Source organism: Mycolicibacterium sp. TUM20985, assembly GCF_030295745.1.
Lineage (GTDB): Bacteria > Actinomycetota > Actinomycetes > Mycobacteriales > Mycobacteriaceae > Mycobacterium.
This window is the reverse complement of the sequence record NZ_AP027291.1, coordinates 499600-519985: the sequence shown is the minus strand read 5'-3', so window position 1 is coordinate 519985 and position 20386 is coordinate 499600. Positions and strand designations below refer to the sequence as shown.

Here is a 20386-nt window from a genome sequence, read left to right as displayed (position 1 = left end):
GTGGCATCACTGGTTTTGCGAGTACTTCGGATTGACGCCGCCGTCGGATGGGGCGGCCCGCAATGTGGCGGGCTGCGCGTGGATCTCCGCTCAGGTCAGCTCGAGCTCGTTCACGAGCAACCAATCGTCACTGAGCGGGTTGACCGCCTGCTCGCGGCGGTAGAGCGACCGAAGATCCCGCAGCAGCGGATCGCGCTGCCAGGCCTGCACCTGTCGCATGACGCGGTCGTCGGCGAACACCGTGGACTTCTCGGCCAGCACGACCTCGACCATCTGACCTGCCAGCTGACGCAGCAAGCGGGCGTTGGCGTCGAACTGCTCGGCGAACTTCGGGGCTCGTCCCATCATCGCGGTGTGCAGGGTCGCCATGAAGTTCAGCGGTTCGTAGAGATCGACGAATTGGGTCGGGGATGCGTCGCTCTCCACCGAGGCCCACTCTCGAAAGAAGCGTTGCACGCGGTTACTGAGCTCGATCAGCCCATCCAGGTACGGCACGATCTCGGGGTCATCCGCGACGCTGACGAACCGGCCATTGCTGTACAGGAAACCGACGAAGCCCCAGTAGAACGCAATGTCCCACACCACCTTGGCCGCCATGACGGCCGGCGTGCCCATCAGGGTGTACTGGTCGCGATAGATGGCCAGCCACATCTCGGTGAGCGACCGAAAGAGCGAGTCACTGATGGCGGCGCGTGCGACGACGTCCTCGCCGTCCAGCTCACGGGTGACCATGTCGGTGATCAAGCCGTTCCCGATGGCGACCAGATCCAAGCCCGATGAATACAGCGGGTCCAGGAAGATCCCGGAGTCGCCGGTGAGCCCCCAGCGTTCGTGGCCGTCGAACACCTTCGTCACGCCGTGGCTGTATTTCTTGATGACTCTGAAGTCCATGATCAGGTCGTCGTGCTTGGCCAGCTCTGCAGCGCACTGCGGCTCGTGCTCGCGAAGCCACGACTTGGCCTTCTCCAAGGTGTTGAACCCGTCGAAGGCGTGAAAGGCAGGGTCGGCGACGATACCGACGCTGGTGGCGCCAGACGCGAGTCGGATCAACCAGACCCAGTACCCCTTGCCCATCAGATGGTTGGTGGACATCGCACGGTCACCCTCGATTAGGCGCGCCTGCCAACTGGGATCGTCACTCCACTGTCCGACGTCGATCTCGGTCGCGACGCGGAACCACGCGGCATTGCAGTGGTGCTCGTTGGGGCGTTTCAGGTCTAGCTGCCGCGGCAGCTTCCTGGTGCGCCCCGAGGCGTCGATGACCCAGCGGGCCGTCTTCTGCGTCGTGACGTCACCGTCCTGGAAGGACACCGTGTGGGGGCGATCGTCTGTGCCGAAGTCCACCGACCGGACCCGTCCCTTGGCGAAGTCGACACCCTCGGCGCGACAGCGTTCGGCCAGCTCGTTCTCCAGCCGGCCGCGGTCGATTTGATACGTGGGCTGCGGCACGAAGCAGGAACTTCCGACTTCCATTCGCCGAGCGATGTCAGTGTTCCCGTCGTGGGAGAAGAACATTCGCAGCCCCATCTTGCGAATTTGCGCGGTCCGCAGATGGTCGGCGAGGCCGAGGTGTTGCCCCAGGTAGTGCGCTGACACCTCGACTGTCGACTCCCCGACCGTGTGGGTGACCTCCGCGACGGGATGAGCGGTCGGCTCGACGATCAGGACGCGCGTCGTCGGGCGCGCGCGGCGAACTTCCAGCGCAAGGGTTAGGGAGGCAACGCCACCGCCGATGATGGTCAGGTCGTGATCGGTGGCGGCGGTGCCGGCGCCGGCGAGTTGCGTTCTGATTCGTCGCGCAAGGGCTGCCCGCGCTTGCGGGTTCAGCTGCGACAGTTGCTCTTTCGCGTCCACTCGTGTCCTTCCCTCGAGCGAGGTCGAAAAGGGTGCTGAACTTAATTGACGCTACACGAAAATAGGTTCTCAGCCAGCGGAGACGGCGTTTCCGGGGGTGGTCACCGACCGGGCCAGAGGCAGCGCCCGCGATGGTCGGGTGACCCAACTTTCGCTGCTCACGACCGCCTTGGCCGACAACCCCACCTCAGTTCTCGGCGGCGCCGAACAGAAGCGCTTCGTCAGGGATTCGTCACGAAGGTCCGGGCCCGCGGTCGGCGACCAGCGGTGCGGGCGACACCGGCTGACGGTGCCGTCCGTAGACCCATTCGAAGATCGGCGAGGCCATGAGCGTGGTGACGATGGCGACCAACACCAGGATGGTGAAGAGCGTGGGGGTGATGATGCCGGCCTGGAGGCCGATGTTGAGGAGGATCAACCCGATCAGGCCGCGGGCGTTCATCAGCGAACCCAGCGCCACGGCTTCGCGGAGCGGCACCTTCCTCAGCCGCGCAGCCACCGTGCAGGCAATGCCCTTGCCTGCGATCGCGACGACGATCAGGCCCAGCGTCACGGCCCAGAGCGTCGGCGTGTTCACCAGGCTGATTTGGGTGTTGAGTCCCGAATACACGAAGAACAGCGGCAACAGGAACGTGGTGACGAGCGGTTCGAGTTTGTCCGTCAGGTGCTTCGCGAAGAAGCCGGACGGCATGGCGACACCCAGGATGAAGGCCCCGAAGATGGCGTAGATGCCGATGACGTCAGTGACCCAGGCGCAGGCCATGAGCAGGATCAGGACGACGCTCAGCATCTGCGGCGTGACGGTGTTCCGGCGTTCGGACATCGGGCCGAGCACGCCAAGCGCACGCCGGCCGATCGTCAGGAGAATCAACGTATAGAGGACCCCGCCGCCGATCGCGACGACGGCCATCACCGGGTTTCCCTGGTGCATGGCGAGCACCACCGCCAGGATGCACCAGGAGATGGCATCGTCGGTGGCACCGCAGGCCAGAGCGAGGGTGCCCAAAGACGTTCCGGAGAGCCCTTTTTCGAAGATGATCCTGGCGAGCATGGGGAACGCCGTGATCGCGATCGCCGCCCCCAGGAACAGCACCGCCAAGAGTGGGGTCACCCCCTCTTCGAAGTAGATGCCCCCGGCCAGCAGGGGGATGGCGGCGAGCGCGCCAAGGACGAGCGGTGTGACGATGCCAGCGGTCGAGACCGCGACCGCGGTACCAGCGCGGTGCTTGATGAGGTCGACGTCGAAGTTGAGCCCGATCAGGAACATGTAGAGCACCAGGCCGATCTGCGCGACCGTGTACAGCACCACGTTCGCCGGACCCGGGGGAAACAGCGCCTGCTGCACGCCGGGCGCAATCTCGCCGAGCAGCGACGGTCCCAGGATGACCCCGGCGATCATCTCACCGACGACCTGCGGCTGTCCCACGCGCTGCGCGATCAATCCCACTAGGCGACACGTGCCGAGGATGACGGCCAGCTCGAGGAAGAAGTGGATCGCTGTTGCTGCGGGCATGTCAGGTCCTACGGGTCGCGGGTGCCGGGGCTCGCACGGTGATTCGCCGACGACCGTCGTTCGGATTGGCAGACGGGTCGATTCGAACGACCGCGGGCGGCGGCACGGTCGTAATGTAGCTCCTGACCGCCGACTGCGGCCAAAACGTAGGAAGATGGACCGATGCCGACCCGCCGACACGCCGCGTCGGCGTTCAGGTCGGCGGTCAGCCGAGGCGGAGTCTCCCAGCAGAGCATCGTCGACGAGCTCCGCCGCGTCATCCTCGACGGGGCCGTGCCGCCGGGTACACCCATTCCGGTCAGCGAGGTAGCCGACCTCTTCGGAGTCAGCCCCATCCCGATCCGGGAAAGCCTCAAGACGCTGACCGGCGAGGGGCTCGTCGCACACCAGACCAACATCGGCTACGCGGTCGCGCAGTTGACGGCCAGCGAACTCGCCGAGATGTACATCGTGCGTGAGACGCTGGAGTCGGCCGCGCTCGCGGCCGCCGCCGTTCGTGCCACCGACGAAGACCGCGCCCACGTCGTGCAGGCCAACGATTTACTGAAAGCCGCTGTAACGCATGATGATCCACACACATATCATCGGCAGAGCCGCATCTTTCACATGGGGCTGGCCCGTCCGTCGGGCATGCTGCGACTGATCCACATGCTCGAATCCGCCTGGAACATCACCGAACCCGTCCAAGTCATGGTGCACGTCGAACACGCCCAGCGTGCGCGCCTGCACGACGATCACGGCGAGATGCTCACCGCGTTCCTGGACCGTGACGTCGATCGGCTTTTGACCTTGAGTGCGGCGCACCACCGCAGGCTGAACGAAGTCGTCGCCACCCTGCCCGCGGACACGGGCCTCGTCGCCGAGGACGGCTGACCGCGTCCCGACGCGACCAAGATATATCTTCCGCGCAACGGCCCTGCAACAACTCGGCGCTAGCTTTTGCCCATCGCCTAGCACCGTTCGCCCATGCCCAGGAGCCCGCAATGACAGACGTCAAGGAACCACCGCCCAGCGCCGTGATCGCGGCGGGCGACATCGTTGAAGCCGCAGGTCACCCGGTCGGCAGCGGGGTCATCAAGGATGACTACGACCCGCGGCTCACCAACGAGGACCTCGCCCCGCTGGGCAAGCAGACCTGGTCGTCGTACAACATCTTCGCGTTCTGGATGTCCGACGTGCACAGCGTCGGTGGCTACGTCACCGCGGGCAGCTTGTTCGCCCTCGGGCTGGCGAGTTGGCAGGTGCTCATCGCGCTGCTGGTGGGCATCGTCATCGTCTACTTCCTGTGCAACCTGGTGGCCAAGCCCAGTCAGCAGGCAGGCGTGCCGTATCCCGTGGTGTGCCGCAGTTCGTTCGGCGTGCTCGGCGCCAACATCCCGGCGATCATCCGTGGCCTGATCGCCGTCGCGTGGTACGGCATCCAGACCTACCTGGCGTCGGCAGCCCTGGACGTGGTGCTGCTCAAGCTGTTTCCCGGACTGGCCCCCTACGCCGACGTCGATCAGTACGGGTTCACGGGTCTCTCGCTTCTCGGCTGGGGCAGCTTCACCCTGCTGTGGATCCTTCAGGCCGCAGTGTTCTGGCGTGGCATGGAATCGATCCGCAAGTTCATCGACTTCTGCGGGCCCGCCGTCTACGTGGTCATGTTCATCCTGTGCGGCTACCTGCTGTGGAAGTCGGGCTGGCACGTCAGCCTCAACCTCGGCGGCGAGAAGAAGGGCAACTCGCTGGTCATCATGCTCGGCGCGATCGCGCTGGTGGTGTCCTACTTCTCCGGTCCGATGCTGAACTTCGGTGACTTCGCCCGGTACGGCAAGAGCTACCAGGCGGTCAAGAAGGGCAACTTCCTCGGTCTGCCAGTGAACTTCCTGGTCTTCTCGCTGCTCGTCGTCGTCACCGCCGCCGCGACGGTCCCGGTGTTCGGCGAGCTCCTCACCGACCCGGTCGCGACCGTCGCGCGGATCGACAGCGTCACCGCAATCGTGTTGGGCGCGTTGACCTTTACGATCGCCACCATCGGCATCAACATCGTCGCCAACTTCATCTCACCCGCGTTCGACTTCTCCAACGTGAGCCCGCAAAAGATCAGCTGGCGGATGGGCGGCATGATCGCCGCCGTCGGTTCGGTGCTGCTGACGCCGTGGAACCTGTACAACAACCCAGAGGTCATCCACTACACGTTGGAGACTCTCGGCGCGTTCATCGGCCCGCTGTTCGGTGTGCTGATCGCCGACTTCTACCTGGTGCGCAAGCAGAAGATCGTCGTCGACGACCTGTTCACCATGTCGCCGACCGCGAACTACTGGTACTCGAAGGGCTACAACCTCGCCGCGGTCACGGCCACGCTGGTCAGCGCCGTGCTGGCGATGGCGCCGGTGCTGCTCGGCGGCGTCGTCTTCGGGATGGCCGGGGCGGCGCAGTACAGCTGGTTCATCGGATGCGGGGTGGCCTTCGTCCTGTACTACCTGCTGGCGACCCGCGGGCCGTGGCGGTCGACGGCCCTGCGGCTGGCCGAGGGAGCCACCCTCGTCGACGCGGAGCGGGCGGTCGGGCCGGCCTAAACCGTTCGTCGATGCCCCCGCGTGCTGGCGTTCAGTCGCGGGGGCATCGTCGTATCCGCGCATCAATGGTTGCATCGCGATAGTTTCCGATATATCGTCAACGTATCGGAAACGCAGCCCGCGTTTCCTGCCAAAGGAGACAATCACCATGCACACCCCCTTCACACCCCCACAGGGCCCCCTCGAGGGCCATCCCCACGGCGGCGGCCTCGGCTTCGGCTTCTCGCCCGTCGACCGTCGCGTCCTGCACGAGCAGCGGCGCGCCGCCCGACGCGGCTTCCGGGACGCCATCCGCGGACACGACACCGACGCCGACAGCCCGTTCGACGGCAACTTCCGCGGCGGCTTCGGGCCCGGTTTCGGCCGCGGCTTCGGCGGTCCCGGCTTCGGCGGTCCAGGTTTCGGCGGTCCAGGCTTCGGTGGACGCGGTCCCCGTGGCGGCGGACGTGGCCGCGGTCGCGGCAGGCGCGGAGATGTCCGCGCCGCGATCCTCGTACTGCTGGCCGAGCGGCCGATGCACGGCTACGAGATGATCCAGCAGATCGCCGAGCGCACTCAGGACCTCTGGAAGCCCAGCCCCGGCTCGGTCTACCCGACGCTGCAACTACTCGTCGACGAGGACCTCATCGTCGGCACCGAGAGTGACGGCAGCAAGAAACTGTTCGAGCTCACCGACACCGGTCGGGCCGCCGCCGAGAAGATCGAGACCCCGCCGTGGGAGGAGATCACCGAAGGTGCCGATCCCGGCCACGCCGATCTGCGCAACGCCACGGGTCAGCTGATGCGAGCGGTCGCGATGTCCGCGGGCGCCGCCAGCCCCGAGCAGCAGAAGCGGATCGCCGACATCGTCAACAACGCCCGTCGGGAGATCTACGGAATCCTCGGCGAGTCCGAGTAACCACGCGATTTCGGCGCGTTTCCGTTCGCTCAGCGGATTGTCCTGTTCGGGGACATCGCTGACACATGTTTGTCTCGGGACATCGCTGACACCTGAGTAGGGCCTGGCCACGATGGTTCATGGCCCAGAAGGTGACGGCAATGGACATTCGGATGGCTGCGGCGTTGGCCGGGCACGTGGATAACGTGGCGGCGTTTTGTCGTGACGAGAAGATCAGTCGGCAGACCTTCTACAAGTTCCGGGCCCGCTTCTTGCAGGAGGGACTCGCCGGGTTGCAGGATCGGTCCCGGCGCCCGTTGACCTCGCCGGGGCAGACCTCGGCCGAGGTCGAGGACCTCGTGGTGCACCGGCGCAAGCACCTGATCGAACAGGGGCTGGATCACGGCGCGCAGTCGATCGTATGGTCGCTGCAACGCGACGCCGTGGAGGCCGTGCCGTCGCCATCGACGGTGTGGCAGATCCTGACCCGCCGCGGGCTGATCACGCCACAGCCGCAGAAACGCCCAAAGTCGGCGGACAAGCGGTTCTGCTTCGCGCGGCCCAACGAGTGTTGGCAGTCGGATTGGACCGGGTGGTGGCTGACCGATCACAGGCCGGTGGCCATCGCGGGCAGCCTCGATGACCACTCCCGTTATGCGGTGGGACTGCGCGCCGCTGCCGGCGACGCCGACGGTGACCTCGTCTGGTCGGTCATCATGGCCGGCATCGACGAATGCGGAATGCTGTCGATGTCGTTGTCGGACAACGGAATCGTCTACACCGGACGCTTCCACGCGCATGAATCGGCATTCGAGATCAACCTGCGCGCCCTTGGTGTGCGCACCATCAACTCGGCTCCGTTTCACCCACAGACCTGCGGCAAGATCGAGCGGTTCTGGCAGACGCTGAAGACCTGGCTGTCCGCCCGGGATCCGGCGGCCACCGTTGTCGAGCTGAACGCCCTGCTCGAGGAATTTCGCCGCTTCTACAATCACCAACGCCCCCACCGTGCGCTGCGTGGAGCCACCCCGGCCGAGACCTTCCACGCCACCGCCTCGGCCCGCCCAGCCGAGCGCCCACTGCCCGCACCCCTGTTCGTCAGCCGCCACACCGTCGGAGAGATGTCGGGCTACGTATGCGTGGCGCCTTACAGAATCAACGTAGGCCTGCGCTGGGCCGGCCACGAATGCGACGTCATCCGCGACGGTGACCACATCGCCATCTTCAGCGGCCACCGACTCGTCCGCGCATTCACCGCCGACCCCACCCGCTACTACCAACCGATCGACAAGAACACCCGCACCTACCGCACCCGCGAACCCAAACCGGCATCATGACTGTCAGCGATGTCCCGCGACATAAGTGTCAGCGATGTCCCGAGACACCACAGTTCGCTCAGCGGATGAAAACGCGCCGAAATCGCGTAGGTAGTACGTATGCAGACCTTCCCGCTCGGCCCGTTCACCGTCAGTCGCGTCGGCTTCGGCGCCATGCAACTCCCCGGCCCGGGGGTCTTCGGTCCGCCCCGCGACCACGACCAGGCGATCGCCGTCCTCAAGCGCGCGCTCGAGCTCGGTGTGAACCACATCGACACCGCCCAGTTCTACGGCCCGGACGTCGCCAACCGACTCATCCGCGAGGCCCTGCATCCCTACCCCGCCGACCTGGCGCTGGTCAGCAAGGTCGGTGCCCGGCGCGACGCCCAGGCCAACTGGATCTCGGCCGATCAACCCGACGACCTGCGTGCCGACATCGAGCTGAACCTCCGCGAGCTCGGCGTGGACCGGCTGGCCGCGGTCAACCTGCGCATCCACAACTCTGAGGACCCCAGCGTGGCCGCCGCGGTCGAGCCCGAGCTGTTCGACCGCCAGCTGACCGCGATGATCGCCGCCAAGGACGAGGGCCTCATCGACGGCATCGGGCTGTCCAGCGTCACCGTCGAGCACCTGCAGATCGCCCTGGATCGCACCGAGATCGTGACGGTGCAGAACGCCTACAACGTGGTCGACCGTACGTCGCAACCGGTGCTCGACCTGTGCACCGAACGCGGTATCTCGTTCGTGCCGTTCTTCCCGCTGGGGTCCGCCTTCAACGCCGACAACCCAGTTCTCGGCAACCCCGCCGTGAAGCAGGCCGCCGCCGACCTGGGCCACACCCCCGCACAGATTGCACTCGCGTGGACCCTGTCGGTCGCGCCGAACGTGCTGCTGATCCCCGGCACTTCGTCGGTCGCGCACCTCGAGGAGAACATGGCCGTCGCGGACATCGAGCTGCCCGCGGACGTCATCTCGTCGATCTCGGCGGGGTAGCCCGCGTCGGTGGATGGTCCATCATGGGTGGCATGGGTCTCGCCACTGATCGCCTCGATCACATGCCGCGCGGCGGCCCCGACGCCTCGTGCCTGGACCGGCTGCTGGAGACCGAGCGGCAGGAGTACCTCGACCGCGATGACGTCGACCCCGCGGTCAAGCGCAGCGTCGTTAGGGCCTTGGAGCGTACGGGTGAGTGGTTCGGCAACCACGCGAAGTTCGCCCACATCGCTCTCGAGGAGATCGCCGAGGTGCCGGATCCCGGCATCCTGGAGTTGGGGTCCGGCCACGGCGGTCTGTCCGCCCAACTCTTGGAGATGCATCCGACGGCGCACGTCACCGTGACCGACGTCGAGCCGGCCTCGGTGGCGGCCATCGCGGCCGGACCGCTCGGCGCCGACGAACGCGCGACGGTCCGCATCATGGATGCCACCGACGTCGACGCCGCCGACGGGACCTACGACCTCGCCGTGTTCGCGTTGTCGTTTCACCACCTGCCGCCCGCACTGGCGGCACGGGCGATCGCCGAGGGCACCCGCGTCGCCGACAAGATGGTGATCATCGACCTGCCACGCCTTCCCGCGCCACTGCATCTGATGCAGCTGGCGACGATGCTCCCGCTCGCCCCCTTCGTGCCGTTCCTGCATGACGGCGTCATCAGTTCGCTGCGCGCCTACAGTCCGTCCGCGCTGCGCGCGCTCGCCGCGCACGCCGACCCCGGCATCGTCGTCGACCTCCGCGGCGGTCTGCTCAGTCCGCAGGTGATGGTGGCCTCACGTCGTTAGGCTCATCTGATGGGTGTCGCTAATGGGTGATGACGTCACGCAGACCGAGTACAGCCGCGAACAGCGTCTGCAGTATCGACGAAAGGTACAACTCAGCCTCGACGTCTTCGAGACGATGCTCGTGCAGTCGAGCTTCGAGTTCGACCGCCCGCTGACGGGTATGGAGATCGAGTGCAACCTGGTCGACGCCGACTACCAGCCGGCGATGACCAATCGCGAAGTGCTCGCATCCATCGCCGACCCGGCCTTTCAGACCGAATTGGGTGCGTACAACATCGAATTCAATGTTCCGCCGAGGCCCCTTCCGGGTCGTTCGGCCCTCGACCTCGAAGACGAGGTGCGCGCGAGCCTGAACGCCGCGGAGACCAAGGCGAACTCCGACGGTGCACACATCGTGATGGTCGGGATCCTGCCCACCCTGATGCCCGAGCACCTGACGACCGCAGGCTGGATGAGCGAGTCGACGCGGTATCAGGCGCTCAACGACTCCATCTTCACCGCCCGCGGCGAGGACATCCTGATCGACATCGAGGGACCGGAGCGGCTGACCCTGCACTCGGCGTCGATCGCGCCCGAATCCGCTTGCACCAGCATGCAATTGCACCTTCAGGTCTCGCCGGGGGACTTCGCTCGGAACTGGAATGCCGCACAGGTTCTGGCAGGACCGCAGCTCGCACTCGGCGCCAACTCGCCCTACTTCTTCGGCCACGAGCTCTGGGCCGAGACCCGCATCGAGTTGTTCGCCCAGGCGACCGACACCAGGCCCGAGGAGCTCAAGGCACAGGGCGTCCGGCCGCGAGTGTGGTTCGGCGAGCGGTGGATCACGTCGATCTTCGACCTGTTCGAGGAGAACGTCAGGTACTTCCCGTCGCTGCTCCCCGAGGTGTCCGACGAGGACCCGGTCGCCGAATTGGCTGCGGGTCGCACGCCGACGCTGTCCGAACTTCGGCTGCACAACGGCACCATCTACCGATGGAACCGCCCCGTCTACGACGTCGTGAACGGACGACCCCACCTGCGGGTGGAGAACCGGGTGCTGCCTGCCGGACCCACGGTGGTGGACATGCTCGCCAACTCGGCTTTCTACTACGGCGCCCTGCGGGCCCTCTCCGAGGAGGACCGGCCGGTCTGGACGAAGATGAGTTTCGCTGCGGCAGAACGGAATTTCGTGGCAGCCGCCCGCCACGGGATGGACGCGCGGATGTACTGGCCGGGGTTCGGCGACGTGACCCCCGACGAGCTGGTCCTGCGCGAGCTGCTGCCGCTCGCACACGAGGGGCTGCAACGGTGGGGTGTGTCGGCAGAGGTCCGCGACCGGTTCCTCGGCGTGATCGAGGGCCGGGCCAAGACCGGCCGCAATGGTGCCGTGTGGCAGGTCGAGACGGTCCGCGCTCTGCAGGAACGGGGGCTGGCCCGCCCGCAGGCGCTGGCCGAGATGCTGCGGCTCTACTGCGAGCGGATGCACAGCAACGAGCCCGTCCACACCTGGGATGGGCCGGGGTCTCAGTAGCCGTCAGATCGGGTGAAGACGCTGCCGTCCTGAGGGCCTTCGACGTGGTGCGGTGCGCCGGCCAGCCGCACGTAGGTCGACGCGGCCTCGGCGCGGTTGTTGGCCCGAAGCTTTCGCAGCACCCGCTTGACGTGTGACTTCACGGTTCCGATCGAGATGACCAGTTGCGCGGCGATCTGTTGGTTGGTGCGCCCGCCCGCCATTAGACGCAGAACCTCGATTTCCCGCCGGGTCAGCGTCGGGTGCGCCCACGACTGCGCCTCGGCCAGCGATCGGGCCGCGGCGCTGTGCTCGGCGGGCTCGACCTTGCGTAGGTCGAGCCCGGCATCCTGCAGGGCCCGGGCCGCCTCGTCGGCCGAAGCCAACGCACGGCACACTTCGGCGTGCTGACGCCGCATCCGCTCCACGAGCACCGTGCGTTCGTACGCGTAGCCGAAGCCCTCCGCGAACGCCCACACGGTGTCGCGGTCGATCTCATCGACCACGCGGCCGGAGTACAACCGGTCGGCGTGCAGGAACCCGATCACCTTGCCCGTGGGCATCACCGGCGCGGCAACGTAGGAGCGGGTCATCGAGAAGTCAACGATCGCGCGGTTCACCAGCGGGTCGTTGCGGGCGTCGCGGACGATTGCCGGCCGGTGCCGCCGGATCATCTCCGTCTCGACCAGCATGTGGTCCAGCAGCGGGGCGACGGACTGCGCGAACGCCACCATCTTCGACGCGCCCTCGGCGTCATTCCCGAAGTAGGCGGACTCCATCATCATCCGGCCCTCGTGCACGCGGAACAGTACCGCCCGGTCGAACCCGCACGACTCCACCAACTCGCGGGGGGCACGGTCGACGATCTCGGTGACCGTGTCCACCGCGCGCAGCTTGCTCAGGCCCTCCTGTACCCGCAGGAGGGCCAGTGTCCGACGGCGGGCGCCGTCCTCGAGCAGCTCGCGCTCGAGGAGTGACAGGTCGAGGATGGCCTCGAACGCCGCGCACGCCTGTTCGTCGCCGAGATCCTCGAGCGCTGTGCGCACCACGGTCGCCTGAGCGTCGACGGCCTCGGCGACCTCGCGCGCATGGTCACTCTCCGGCACGGCGGCCGGGGTCTCGGGTCGCGACGCCCAGCCGGGATGGTTGCCGTCGACGAGGGCGGTCGGTGCGGGGACGTCCTGGGTGAGGTTCACGGTCAGCCGATCCTCCCACCGGGTAGCGGGTGGGTGGGGCGAATCCCCTCGGAGGAGACCACGATTGCCTCCCGAAGGGGGATCGACCCGGTCCGACCGGCGGTAGAAGCTGGCTCCCATGGCCTCCCCGACCGCAACAGCCCTCGATCTGCTGACCACGCCGGAGGGTGTCGCCGACCCCTTCCCGCTCTACGACGCGTTGCGTTCGGCCTCGCCGATTCCCGGGTATCGGGACTGGCCACCGGGCACGGTGCCCGGCGCCGACGAGCCGGTGACCGCGTGGGCGCTGTTCAGGTACGACGACGTGTTCCAGGCCGCCCGCGACAACGCGACTTTCTCCTCACGCGACCCACTTCAGGAGGCGTCGTCGGCGCCCAGCCTCATGCTGGTCAACACCGATCCCCCGACGCACACGATCGAACGCAAGCTCGTCAGCCAGGCTTTCTCGCCCCGCCGGGTCACACGCCTAGAGGGCTGGCTGGCCGAATTGTTACCTGTCCTGCTCGACGGGCTCGGAGACGGCGATCTCGACGTGATGGCGTTCGCCGCCGAGGTTCCGACCCGCGCAATGGTCCGCCTGCTCGGTCTGCCCGAGGGCGACCACGTCAGGTTCAAGCGCTGGGCGAACGCGTTCATGCTCTCGTCGGCGATGACCGCCGCGGAGCGGATGGCCAGCAACGAAGAGATGGTCGCCGCGTTCACGCAGCGACTCGCCGAGCATGCGGGGAGGCTCGCCGAACACCCGCCTACCGGTGACGTCGACGACGCCGACGACCTGATCTCGGCCCTGCTCCGGGCCGAGATCGATGGGCAACGACTCACCCCCGAGGAGATCGTGCGGTTCTGCGTGACCCTGGTCGTCGCTGGCAGTGAGACGACGACATACCTGATCGGCAACCTTCTGCACGTCTTGGCTCGGCACCCCGAGACGGCGTCGCGGCTGCGCGCCGACCGCACTCTGCTCGGCCCCTTCATCGAGGAGACGATGCGGCTCGACGGCCCCCCGCAGCGGCTGTTCCGCATCGCCACCCGTGACGTCGAGATCGGCGGCGCGTCGATTCGGCGCGGCGACTGGGTTGCGCTGTTCTTCGGCGCGGCCAATCGCGATCCGGCGGTGTTCCCCGACCCGGAGCGCTTCGACATCGACCGCCCGAACATCCGCCAGCAGCTCTCGCTGGGTCATGGCCTGCACTTCTGCCTCGGCGCCGCGCTGGCGCGCCTCGAAGTCCTGGCAGTCCTCGATGCGGTACTCGACCGCTACTCCGGTATCGAGCTCACCGACGACCCAGGGACCAAACAGTCCGCGAGCCTGCTGACCCACGGCTTCGTCCGGCTGCCACTGAGGCTTACGAGGTGACGACCGGCAACGAGGACCGCAACATCGCGGCGACGAAGGCCATCTACGCGGCGATCCCGGCGGGTGACGTCGACACGGCGCTCGCCCTCCTGGACCCCGAGATCCGCATCACCTACTACGGCACCGACACCATCCCCTACGCCGGTGACCACCGGGGAATGGACGCGGCGATCGCGTTCTTCACGATCGTCGGCGAATCGGTCGAGATCATCGAGATGGAGACGTGGAAGTTCATCGCCAACGGCGACGACCTGGCGACCTGGGGCAGGCAGCGGTACCGGCGTCTGACGACGGGCCACGAATGGGAGTCCGAGTTCGCGCACATCATCACGCTTCGCAACGGTCGTTGGCTGCACTTCCGCGACTTCATGAACTCTGCACTGACCGATCGGGCGTTCGGGGGTCCGACGGCCCCGTGACGCCCTGCTCCCAGGTGCGAATCGGACCCGCGCCGCCGGCCTCGAGTGCACACTTGACGGGAGATGGTCCCTGAAGGGTTGACAACGGTGAACGGGTACTGGTGTGCGGCAGCGGTGTTGGGGCTTGCCCTGGTGGGCTGTCAGGCGGACCACGCCTCGGCCGATCCCGTGAGCTTCCACCTGAACCAGCCCTTCGCCCTCGGCGGCGGGCGGGAGGCATCGGACGCCGGTGACGACGTGCGGGTGCGCTTCAGCGACGTCCTGGAGGATTCGCGGTGCCCCGAGCGCGTCGAATGCTTCTGGACGGGCCAGGCGCGCGTGGCAATCGCCGTCCAACCGCATGGGCGCGAGCCGACCACCCTGGAGTTCAACACCAATCCGGCTCCAGGACAGACTGTGTCGACCGGTCGAGCCGGTGACTACACCGTGACGATGCAGTCGCTGGAGCCGTACCCGCAGACCCCCGACGACCCGATTCCGCTACCGGAGTACCGGGTGACCCTAACCGTGACGAAGGGCTGAGCCTCGCTAACCGCCGAGATCGCGGCGGAAGCCGGTGGGGATGATCAGGTCTGCCGGACTGAGTTCCTGTGTCGATGACAGTCCGAGGCCGAGCAGCGCCGAGTCGATGCCGCCACGCATGATGTCGAGGACGTTCTCCACGCCGCCCTGGCCACCTGCGGCCAGACCCCAGAGGTAGGCCCGGCCCAGCATCACCGCGCGCGCCCCCAGGGCGAGTGCCTTCACGACGTCGCTACCCCGGCGGATGCCTCCGTCGAGCACGATCTCTACGTCGCCGCCCACCGCTTCGGCGATGGCAGGTAGCGCGCGGATGGGCGCCGGGGTGCCGTCGAGGTTGTTGCCGCCGTGGTTGGACACCGAGATGGCGGTGACCCCGGCGTCCACGGCTCGGCGGGCGTCGTCGACCCGCATCACGCCCTTGAGCATGAACGGCCCGCCCCACTGCGTCCGCAGCCACGCGACGTCCTCCCACGTCGGCAACGGCGTTTGCATCCACTCGCCGTAGGCGCCGAAGAACGTGGGGGCGGGCCCGCCGTCCTGAGAGAGATTCGGCGCGGTCAGGTCCGGCACCCTTCCGGTCTTGGCGAAGTCGAGTAGCCAGCGCGGCCGCATGATGCCCTCCGGGGCGAACCGCAGCATCGCGCGCAGGTCCATCTTCTCCGGGATCGCCGGGCTCCCCCAGTCACGGCCGCTGGAGAAGGACCAGTCCGACGTCATGATCAACCCGACCGCACCGGCCGCCCGGGCCCGCTCCATGCGAGCCACCAGTTTGTCCCGCCCACCCGTCCAGTACATCTGGAAGAACGTCTGCGGATTGACGGCGGTGACCTCCTCGACCGCCTTGCTGGCGAAGGACGACAGGCTCATCGCGGTGCCGCGGGCAGCTGCCGCCCGAGCAACGGCCACCTCGCCCTCGGGGTGGACGGCCTGCACGCCCGTCGGGGAGATGAACACCGGAAGCGAGATCGATTGTCCCATCACGGTCGTGGCCATGTCGCGCTTGGCGGACAGTCCGGCGACGTGCGGGGCGAACCCCAGCTCACCGAACGCCGCGGTGTTGTCCGCAGTGGTGATGCCGCGTTCCGAGCCGGCTACCAAGGCACTGTAGACGCTCTTGGGCAGCCGCTTGGCTGCCAAACGCTGGGCTTCTGAAACCGTCTCGAACCAACCGCTCATCGTTTCCTCCTCGGGATGACGGACGGCATAACGCTATGGCATCCGATCCCGCCGCCACACCCGCCGATCGGGCAGTCGGGCACCCACCCGGCCGGACCAAGAACCTCGCCCCTTCGGGGCGGGTGGACATCTCCACGACCGAATAGCGTTATTCGACAACGCTCTTCGACGGGAGGATATGGCGGTGGCCCACGCAGTCGGAGTTAGCGTGACGCGCCGCCACGGCCCGCACCTCGGCCACACCGGTGAAGACGTGTTGTGCGCGAACAGGTTCTGTGCCAGCCGCGTGGATGGAGTGCTCGCAGTCCAGCATGACCTGGAGCCCGACGAGATCTCCGACGAGCTCGCGGTGCTCCTCGCCGCCGAGCTCGATGACGCCGGCGTTCTGCACGGCCAATCCGAATTCGAAGCGGTGTTCACCGGGATCGTGCAGTCCGCCGCCGAAGGCGACGCGGCGTGGCTGGCGTTCTACCGAAACTCGCTGAACCGTCTCGAACACGGTGACGCGGCCTTCGCGCCGATCCACGAACACGCCGCCTCGCTGATCGTCGGCCACGACATCGTCGATCTCGGTTCGTGTTTCGGCTTCTTTCCGCTGCGTCTGACCGCGGCGGGGTTGGCCGTGACGGCCACCGACCTGAGCGGACCGACGATGGACCTGTTGAACGGGGTGTGCGGGCCCCTGGGCCGGCCGGTACGGACGTTGACGTGTGACGCCGCCCGGGTGCCGTTACCGGACGGCACCGCGGACACCGTAACCGTGCTGCATCTGCTGGAGCACCTCGATGCGAACTCCGCGAAATCCGTTCTGCGCGAGGCGATGCGACTCGCATGCCGACGGGTGATCGTGGCGGTGCCGTTCGAGGACGTACCGCGGGCCTGCTACGGCCACGTGCAACGGTTCGACCTCGGGACGCTGCGGGACATCGCTGAGGCGTGGCGGGCATCGGGAGTGCGAACCGGTGTGCACGAATATCATGGCGGCTGGCTGATTCTCGACCGCTGACGCGTCCAGCGAGCGTGCGCAGAGTCCCGATTTCGAACGGCGTGTCGCGTGCAGACACGCACGCTCGCGGCAGAGGAGAGGGGCTTTAGATCAGGCCGCGTTTGGAGGCCGCGTACACCGCCTCCGCCCGGCGGCTGACCTCCAGTTTGCGCATGATGTTGCTGACGTGGAACTTCGCGGTGGTCGCCGAGATGTAGAGCTGCTCACCGATCTTATTGTTGGACAGACCCGTTGCGAGCAGACGCAACACTTGGAGCTCACGGTCGGTCAACTGTTGGCGGGTTTGGGTCCGCCCTGACATCGACCGCACGACGGCAGCCGCGCTTCGCGAGTCGAACGCGCTGTCACCCGCGGAGATGGCCCGGATCGCGCGCACCAACTCGGTGGTGTCGACGTCCTTCACGACATAACCCCTGGCCCCCGCGTGCACCGCGCGGACCACCAGGTCCTCGTCGAGGAACGTGGTGAGCACCAGAAGGCCGATCCCCGGATGCGCGGCGGACAGCTTGGCGCACAGGGACAGACCCTCGTACTCCGAGCCCGCCGACAACTTGAGGTCCAGCAGTACCACGTCCGGCGACATGGCCCGGACGACTGCCACCGCCTCCTGCTCCGACGACGCCTCACCGACGACGATGAGTCCGCGCTGACGTTCGAGAACCGAGCGCAGACCCTCGCGGAGGATGGCGTGGTCGTCGACGAGCACCAGCCTGATCGTCCCAGCGGTGACGTCAGTCGCCATGGGCAGACCTCTTCTCCTCGGGCACAGGCACTTCCGCTACTACGCGGATGCCGCCGATGCGCGACCGTCGGACCTCGAGGGTGCCGCCGTGCTCACGCGCCCGGGCCAGCATGTTGGCCAGCCCGCGATGGCGCCCGTCGACGTCCGATGCGCCGGAGAGCCGGAGCATCCTGCGCAATTTCTCGGGCTCACCGCCGCCGTCGTCGGAGATCGACAGGACCACTCGATTGCGGCCATAGTTCAGGTGCACGATCGCCCTGGTGGCGTCGGCGTGCACCGCCGTGTTGAACAGCGCCTCTCCGGCGATCCGCAACAGCGCGTGCTCGACGTCGCCGGGCAGTTCGACCGCGGTCCCGACGACGTTCAGCGTGACCCGGAGGTCTTCTGGCATGTGCACGGTGGCCAGCTGCTCGAGCATCCCCGGCAAGCTCGACCGCTGGGCATCGCCGGGATGGTTCAGGGCATAGATGGCCGACCGCAGCTGCTCGACCGCCGAGCGACTCAGGTCCTTGGCCAGATCGAGCCGGTCGATCACGTCCCCCGGCGTCGAGCGCGCGTCGAGCTCACTGCGGCACACCTCGATCTGCATTCCGGCGGACAACACCGTCTGCGCCACGCTGTCGTGCAGCTCGCGGGCGATGCGGCGGCGCTCCAAGTCCAACACCTGATGGCGTTGCGCCGCACCGAGTTCACGTTGAGTGGCCAGTAACTCGGCGTTGCGCGCCTCCGACTCGGCGAGCAGCGTCTGGGACGTGCTGAACAGCGAGCTGTTCTGCAGGGCGACCGCCGTTTGACTCGACAGGATGCGCATGACGACTTCGTCCGAACTGTCGAGGGCGCGACCGCGTGACGTCCACGCGGCGAATGCGCCGATCACGTCGCCGTCCAGCTCGATGGGCACGTGTGCGTGCTGGCGCTCGATCACGGGAAGTCGGAACTGGGCCAGCTGGCCGCGAAGGATGTCGTTGAGCCGGTTGAGCACGACGTCGGGCAGATCCGTGCCGGGATCCCTTGCGCCGGTGAGGCCTTCGAACGCGTAGACGTTGCCTGCCGAATCGAGGATCAGGTGGCGCGGGCTGGCTTCGGGCAGCGCACCGTCGGCGAGTGCGAGCAGAACCCACTCGGCGTCGAGGTGGGTGCGGGCAGCCTCCGCCACCGCGCGGACGAGGTTCTCGGGTCCCTCGACCGTCTGCACCAGGGCACGTGAGATGGTGTCGAAAGCCGCCACCACACGATCCAATCGTTGTGCGGCGACGCGTAGTTCGCGATAGAAGGTGCCCTTTCCGGACCGCAACCCGGTGAGTTTCTCGAGGTCTGGCGGCCCGGCGCCGCCCCGACGGTCGGGCGGTCGGGAGAGTCCGGAGGTCACATCGCCGCCCGGAACAGCGCCTGCATCTGAGCCGTGTCGGCCGGTCGCGGATTGGTCACCATGCAGGCATCGTGCAGAGCCGCCGCCGCCAGCCGCGGCAGGTCGTCCTCGCTGACTCCCAACTGGGCCAGACCACGCGGCACCCCGACGCGGACGGCCAGCTGCTCGATTCGATCAGCAAGCGCCAGTGCGGCTTCCGCTGCCGGTGCGCGGCGGTCGGCGATGCCGAGGTACGCGGCGACCTCCTGGTACGGATGCGGATCGTGCTCGGCGTTGAAGCGGATGACGTGCGGCAGCAACACCCCGTTGATCACGCCGTGCGGCAGGTCCAGCAATCCGCCCACCTGATGACTCATTGCGTGGGCCGCGCCAAGGATGGCGTTGGTGAACGCCAGCCCGGCCTCCAATGCGGCCTGCGCCATCAGCACCCGCGCGGGCATGTCCGCGGGCCGCTCGATGGTGTGCACCAGGTTGTCGGTGACCATCTGCACGGCGCGCAACGCGTGGTGATCGGTCAGCTGATTGTGGCCAAGGGAGACGAACGCCTCGATACCGTGGGTCAGAGCATCGAGTCCCGTTGCGGCATTGAGCCATTCGGGCATCGTGGTCAACAGGCGCGGATCGATCACGGTGATGTCGGGCACCAGGGAGCGGCCCAGGATGGTGATCTTCGTGTTGCGCGTGGTGTCGGTGACGATGCAGAACTGGGAGACGTCGGCGCCGGTACCCGATGTCGAGGGCACGACAACCAACGGCGGGATCGGCATCGACGCCTTGTCGACGCCCTCGTAGTCAAGGATGTTGCCGCCGTTGGCGGCAAGGATCGCGACGCCCTTCGCCGCGTCGATCACCGACCCGCCACCGACGGCGATCAGGACGTCGCAACCATGGGCCCGGTACACCTCGTAGCCCGCCGCGATCTCGTGGTCCTTCGGGTTCGGTGTCAGCTCGGCCCAGATGCGGGCCACCACACCCTGCTCGGAGAGGTGGGTGACCATCTCGGCGACCCAGCCGGCCTCGATCAGGCCCGAGTCGGTGACGAGCATCGGGCGCAGCGCGCCAAGGCGCAGGGCAGCGTGGGCGGCCTCCACCATCGAGTCGACCCCAAAGACGATCTCGGGAGCATGAAACTTCAGCACCCGATGGGGGACGATGTCACCGGTCTCGTGTCGATGGTCCGCGCGGGCGGCCGGCGCCGCCGCCGGATACCA

At 67.2% G+C, this 20386-nt stretch carries 18 protein-coding genes; 11 read left to right on the top strand and 7 right to left on the bottom strand.

The genetic code is table 11. The features are described from left to right. Positions 1-90 precede the first annotated feature (90 nt). Together QUE68_RS02500 and QUE68_RS02495 are read right to left on the bottom strand one after the other, a co-directional pair. Positions 91-1854, bottom strand: coding sequence for an NAD(P)/FAD-dependent oxidoreductase (locus QUE68_RS02500; protein WP_284224359.1), 1764 nt, complete (start codon positions 1852-1854; stop codon positions 91-93). Between the two features lie 232 nt (positions 1855-2086). After that, positions 2087-3367 (bottom strand): cation:proton antiporter, encoded by a 1281-nt coding sequence (locus QUE68_RS02495; RefSeq protein ID WP_284224358.1) that lies wholly within the window; start codon positions 3365-3367, stop codon positions 2087-2089. Between the two features lie 162 nt (positions 3368-3529). On the opposite strand from QUE68_RS02495, the gene QUE68_RS02490 reads away from it, so the two are divergent. From QUE68_RS02490 to QUE68_RS02460, 7 genes are all read left to right on the top strand, one after another. Then, entirely contained in the window at positions 3530-4240 is a 711-nt protein-coding gene (locus QUE68_RS02490; RefSeq protein WP_284224357.1) for a GntR family transcriptional regulator, read from the top strand. Positions 4241-4350: 110 nt separating this feature from the next. Next, on the top strand, positions 4351-5928 hold the full coding sequence (locus QUE68_RS02485; protein ID WP_286275106.1) for an NCS1 family nucleobase:cation symporter-1: 1578 nt from the start codon (positions 4351-4353) through the stop codon (positions 5926-5928). A 148-nt stretch (positions 5929-6076) separates the two neighbouring features. After that, positions 6077-6826, top strand: coding sequence for a PadR family transcriptional regulator (locus QUE68_RS02480; RefSeq protein WP_284224354.1), 750 nt, complete (start codon positions 6077-6079; stop codon positions 6824-6826). 119 nt (positions 6827-6945) lie between these two features. Then, entirely contained in the window at positions 6946-8142 is a 1197-nt protein-coding gene (locus QUE68_RS02475; RefSeq protein WP_284224353.1) for an IS481 family transposase, read from the top strand. Positions 8143-8241: 99 nt separating this feature from the next. After that, entirely contained in the window at positions 8242-9114 is an 873-nt protein-coding gene (locus QUE68_RS02470; protein WP_284224352.1) for an oxidoreductase, read from the top strand. Between the two features lie 32 nt (positions 9115-9146). Continuing rightward, complete coding sequence (locus QUE68_RS02465) at positions 9147-9899, top strand: class I SAM-dependent methyltransferase (protein WP_284224351.1); 753 nt, start codon at positions 9147-9149, stop codon at positions 9897-9899. 22 nt (positions 9900-9921) lie between these two features. Then, positions 9922-11409, top strand: coding sequence for a glutamate--cysteine ligase (locus QUE68_RS02460; RefSeq protein ID WP_284224350.1), 1488 nt, complete (start codon positions 9922-9924; stop codon positions 11407-11409). Here the strand turns inward: QUE68_RS02460 and QUE68_RS02455 are convergent. Continuing rightward, complete coding sequence (locus QUE68_RS02455) at positions 11403-12584, bottom strand: LuxR C-terminal-related transcriptional regulator (protein WP_284224349.1); 1182 nt, start codon at positions 12582-12584, stop codon at positions 11403-11405. The two genes, QUE68_RS02460 and QUE68_RS02455, sit on opposite strands and share 7 nt — an antisense overlap. Before the next feature lie 118 nt (positions 12585-12702). Between QUE68_RS02455 and QUE68_RS02450 the strand changes: the two genes are divergently transcribed. From QUE68_RS02450 to QUE68_RS02440, 3 genes are all read left to right on the top strand, one after another. Then, positions 12703-13941: a cytochrome P450 gene (locus QUE68_RS02450; protein WP_284224348.1), complete on the top strand. Its 1239-nt coding sequence runs from the start codon at positions 12703-12705 to the stop codon at positions 13939-13941. Next, entirely contained in the window at positions 13938-14360 is a 423-nt protein-coding gene (locus QUE68_RS02445) for a nuclear transport factor 2 family protein (RefSeq protein ID WP_284224347.1), read from the top strand. The genes QUE68_RS02450 and QUE68_RS02445 overlap by 4 nt, the downstream gene beginning before the upstream one ends. An 87-nt stretch (positions 14361-14447) precedes the next feature. Further along, positions 14448-14882, top strand: coding sequence for a hypothetical protein (locus QUE68_RS02440; RefSeq protein ID WP_284224346.1), 435 nt, complete (start codon positions 14448-14450; stop codon positions 14880-14882). Between the two features lie 6 nt (positions 14883-14888). Here QUE68_RS02440 and mftD read toward each other — a convergent pair whose 3' ends face one another. Beyond that, positions 14889-16058, bottom strand: coding sequence for a pre-mycofactocin synthase MftD (gene mftD, locus QUE68_RS02435; RefSeq protein ID WP_284224345.1), 1170 nt, complete (start codon positions 16056-16058; stop codon positions 14889-14891). A 208-nt stretch (positions 16059-16266) separates the two neighbouring features. Between mftD and mftM the strand changes: the two genes are divergently transcribed. Continuing rightward, positions 16267-17064, top strand: coding sequence for a mycofactocin oligosaccharide methyltransferase MftM (gene mftM, locus QUE68_RS02430; RefSeq protein WP_286275105.1), 798 nt, complete (start codon positions 16267-16269; stop codon positions 17062-17064). Positions 17065-17149: 85 nt separating this feature from the next. Here mftM and QUE68_RS02425 read toward each other — a convergent pair whose 3' ends face one another. The 3 genes from QUE68_RS02425 to QUE68_RS02415 are packed head-to-tail and all read right to left on the bottom strand — an operon-like array spanning position 17150 to position 20329. Further along, positions 17150-17806 carry a MadR family response regulator transcription factor gene (locus tag QUE68_RS02425; RefSeq protein ID WP_284232371.1) on the bottom strand — a complete coding sequence of 219 codons (657 nt, stop codon included), beginning with the start codon at positions 17804-17806 and terminating at the stop codon, positions 17150-17152. Further along, complete coding sequence (locus QUE68_RS02420; RefSeq protein WP_284232367.1) at positions 17796-19175, bottom strand: MadS family sensor histidine kinase; 1380 nt, start codon at positions 19173-19175, stop codon at positions 17796-17798. The genes QUE68_RS02425 and QUE68_RS02420 overlap by 11 nt, the downstream gene beginning before the upstream one ends. Continuing rightward, complete coding sequence (locus QUE68_RS02415) at positions 19172-20329, bottom strand: iron-containing alcohol dehydrogenase (protein WP_284234663.1); 1158 nt, start codon at positions 20327-20329, stop codon at positions 19172-19174. The genes QUE68_RS02420 and QUE68_RS02415 overlap by 4 nt, the downstream gene beginning before the upstream one ends. Positions 20330-20386 lie beyond the last annotated feature (57 nt).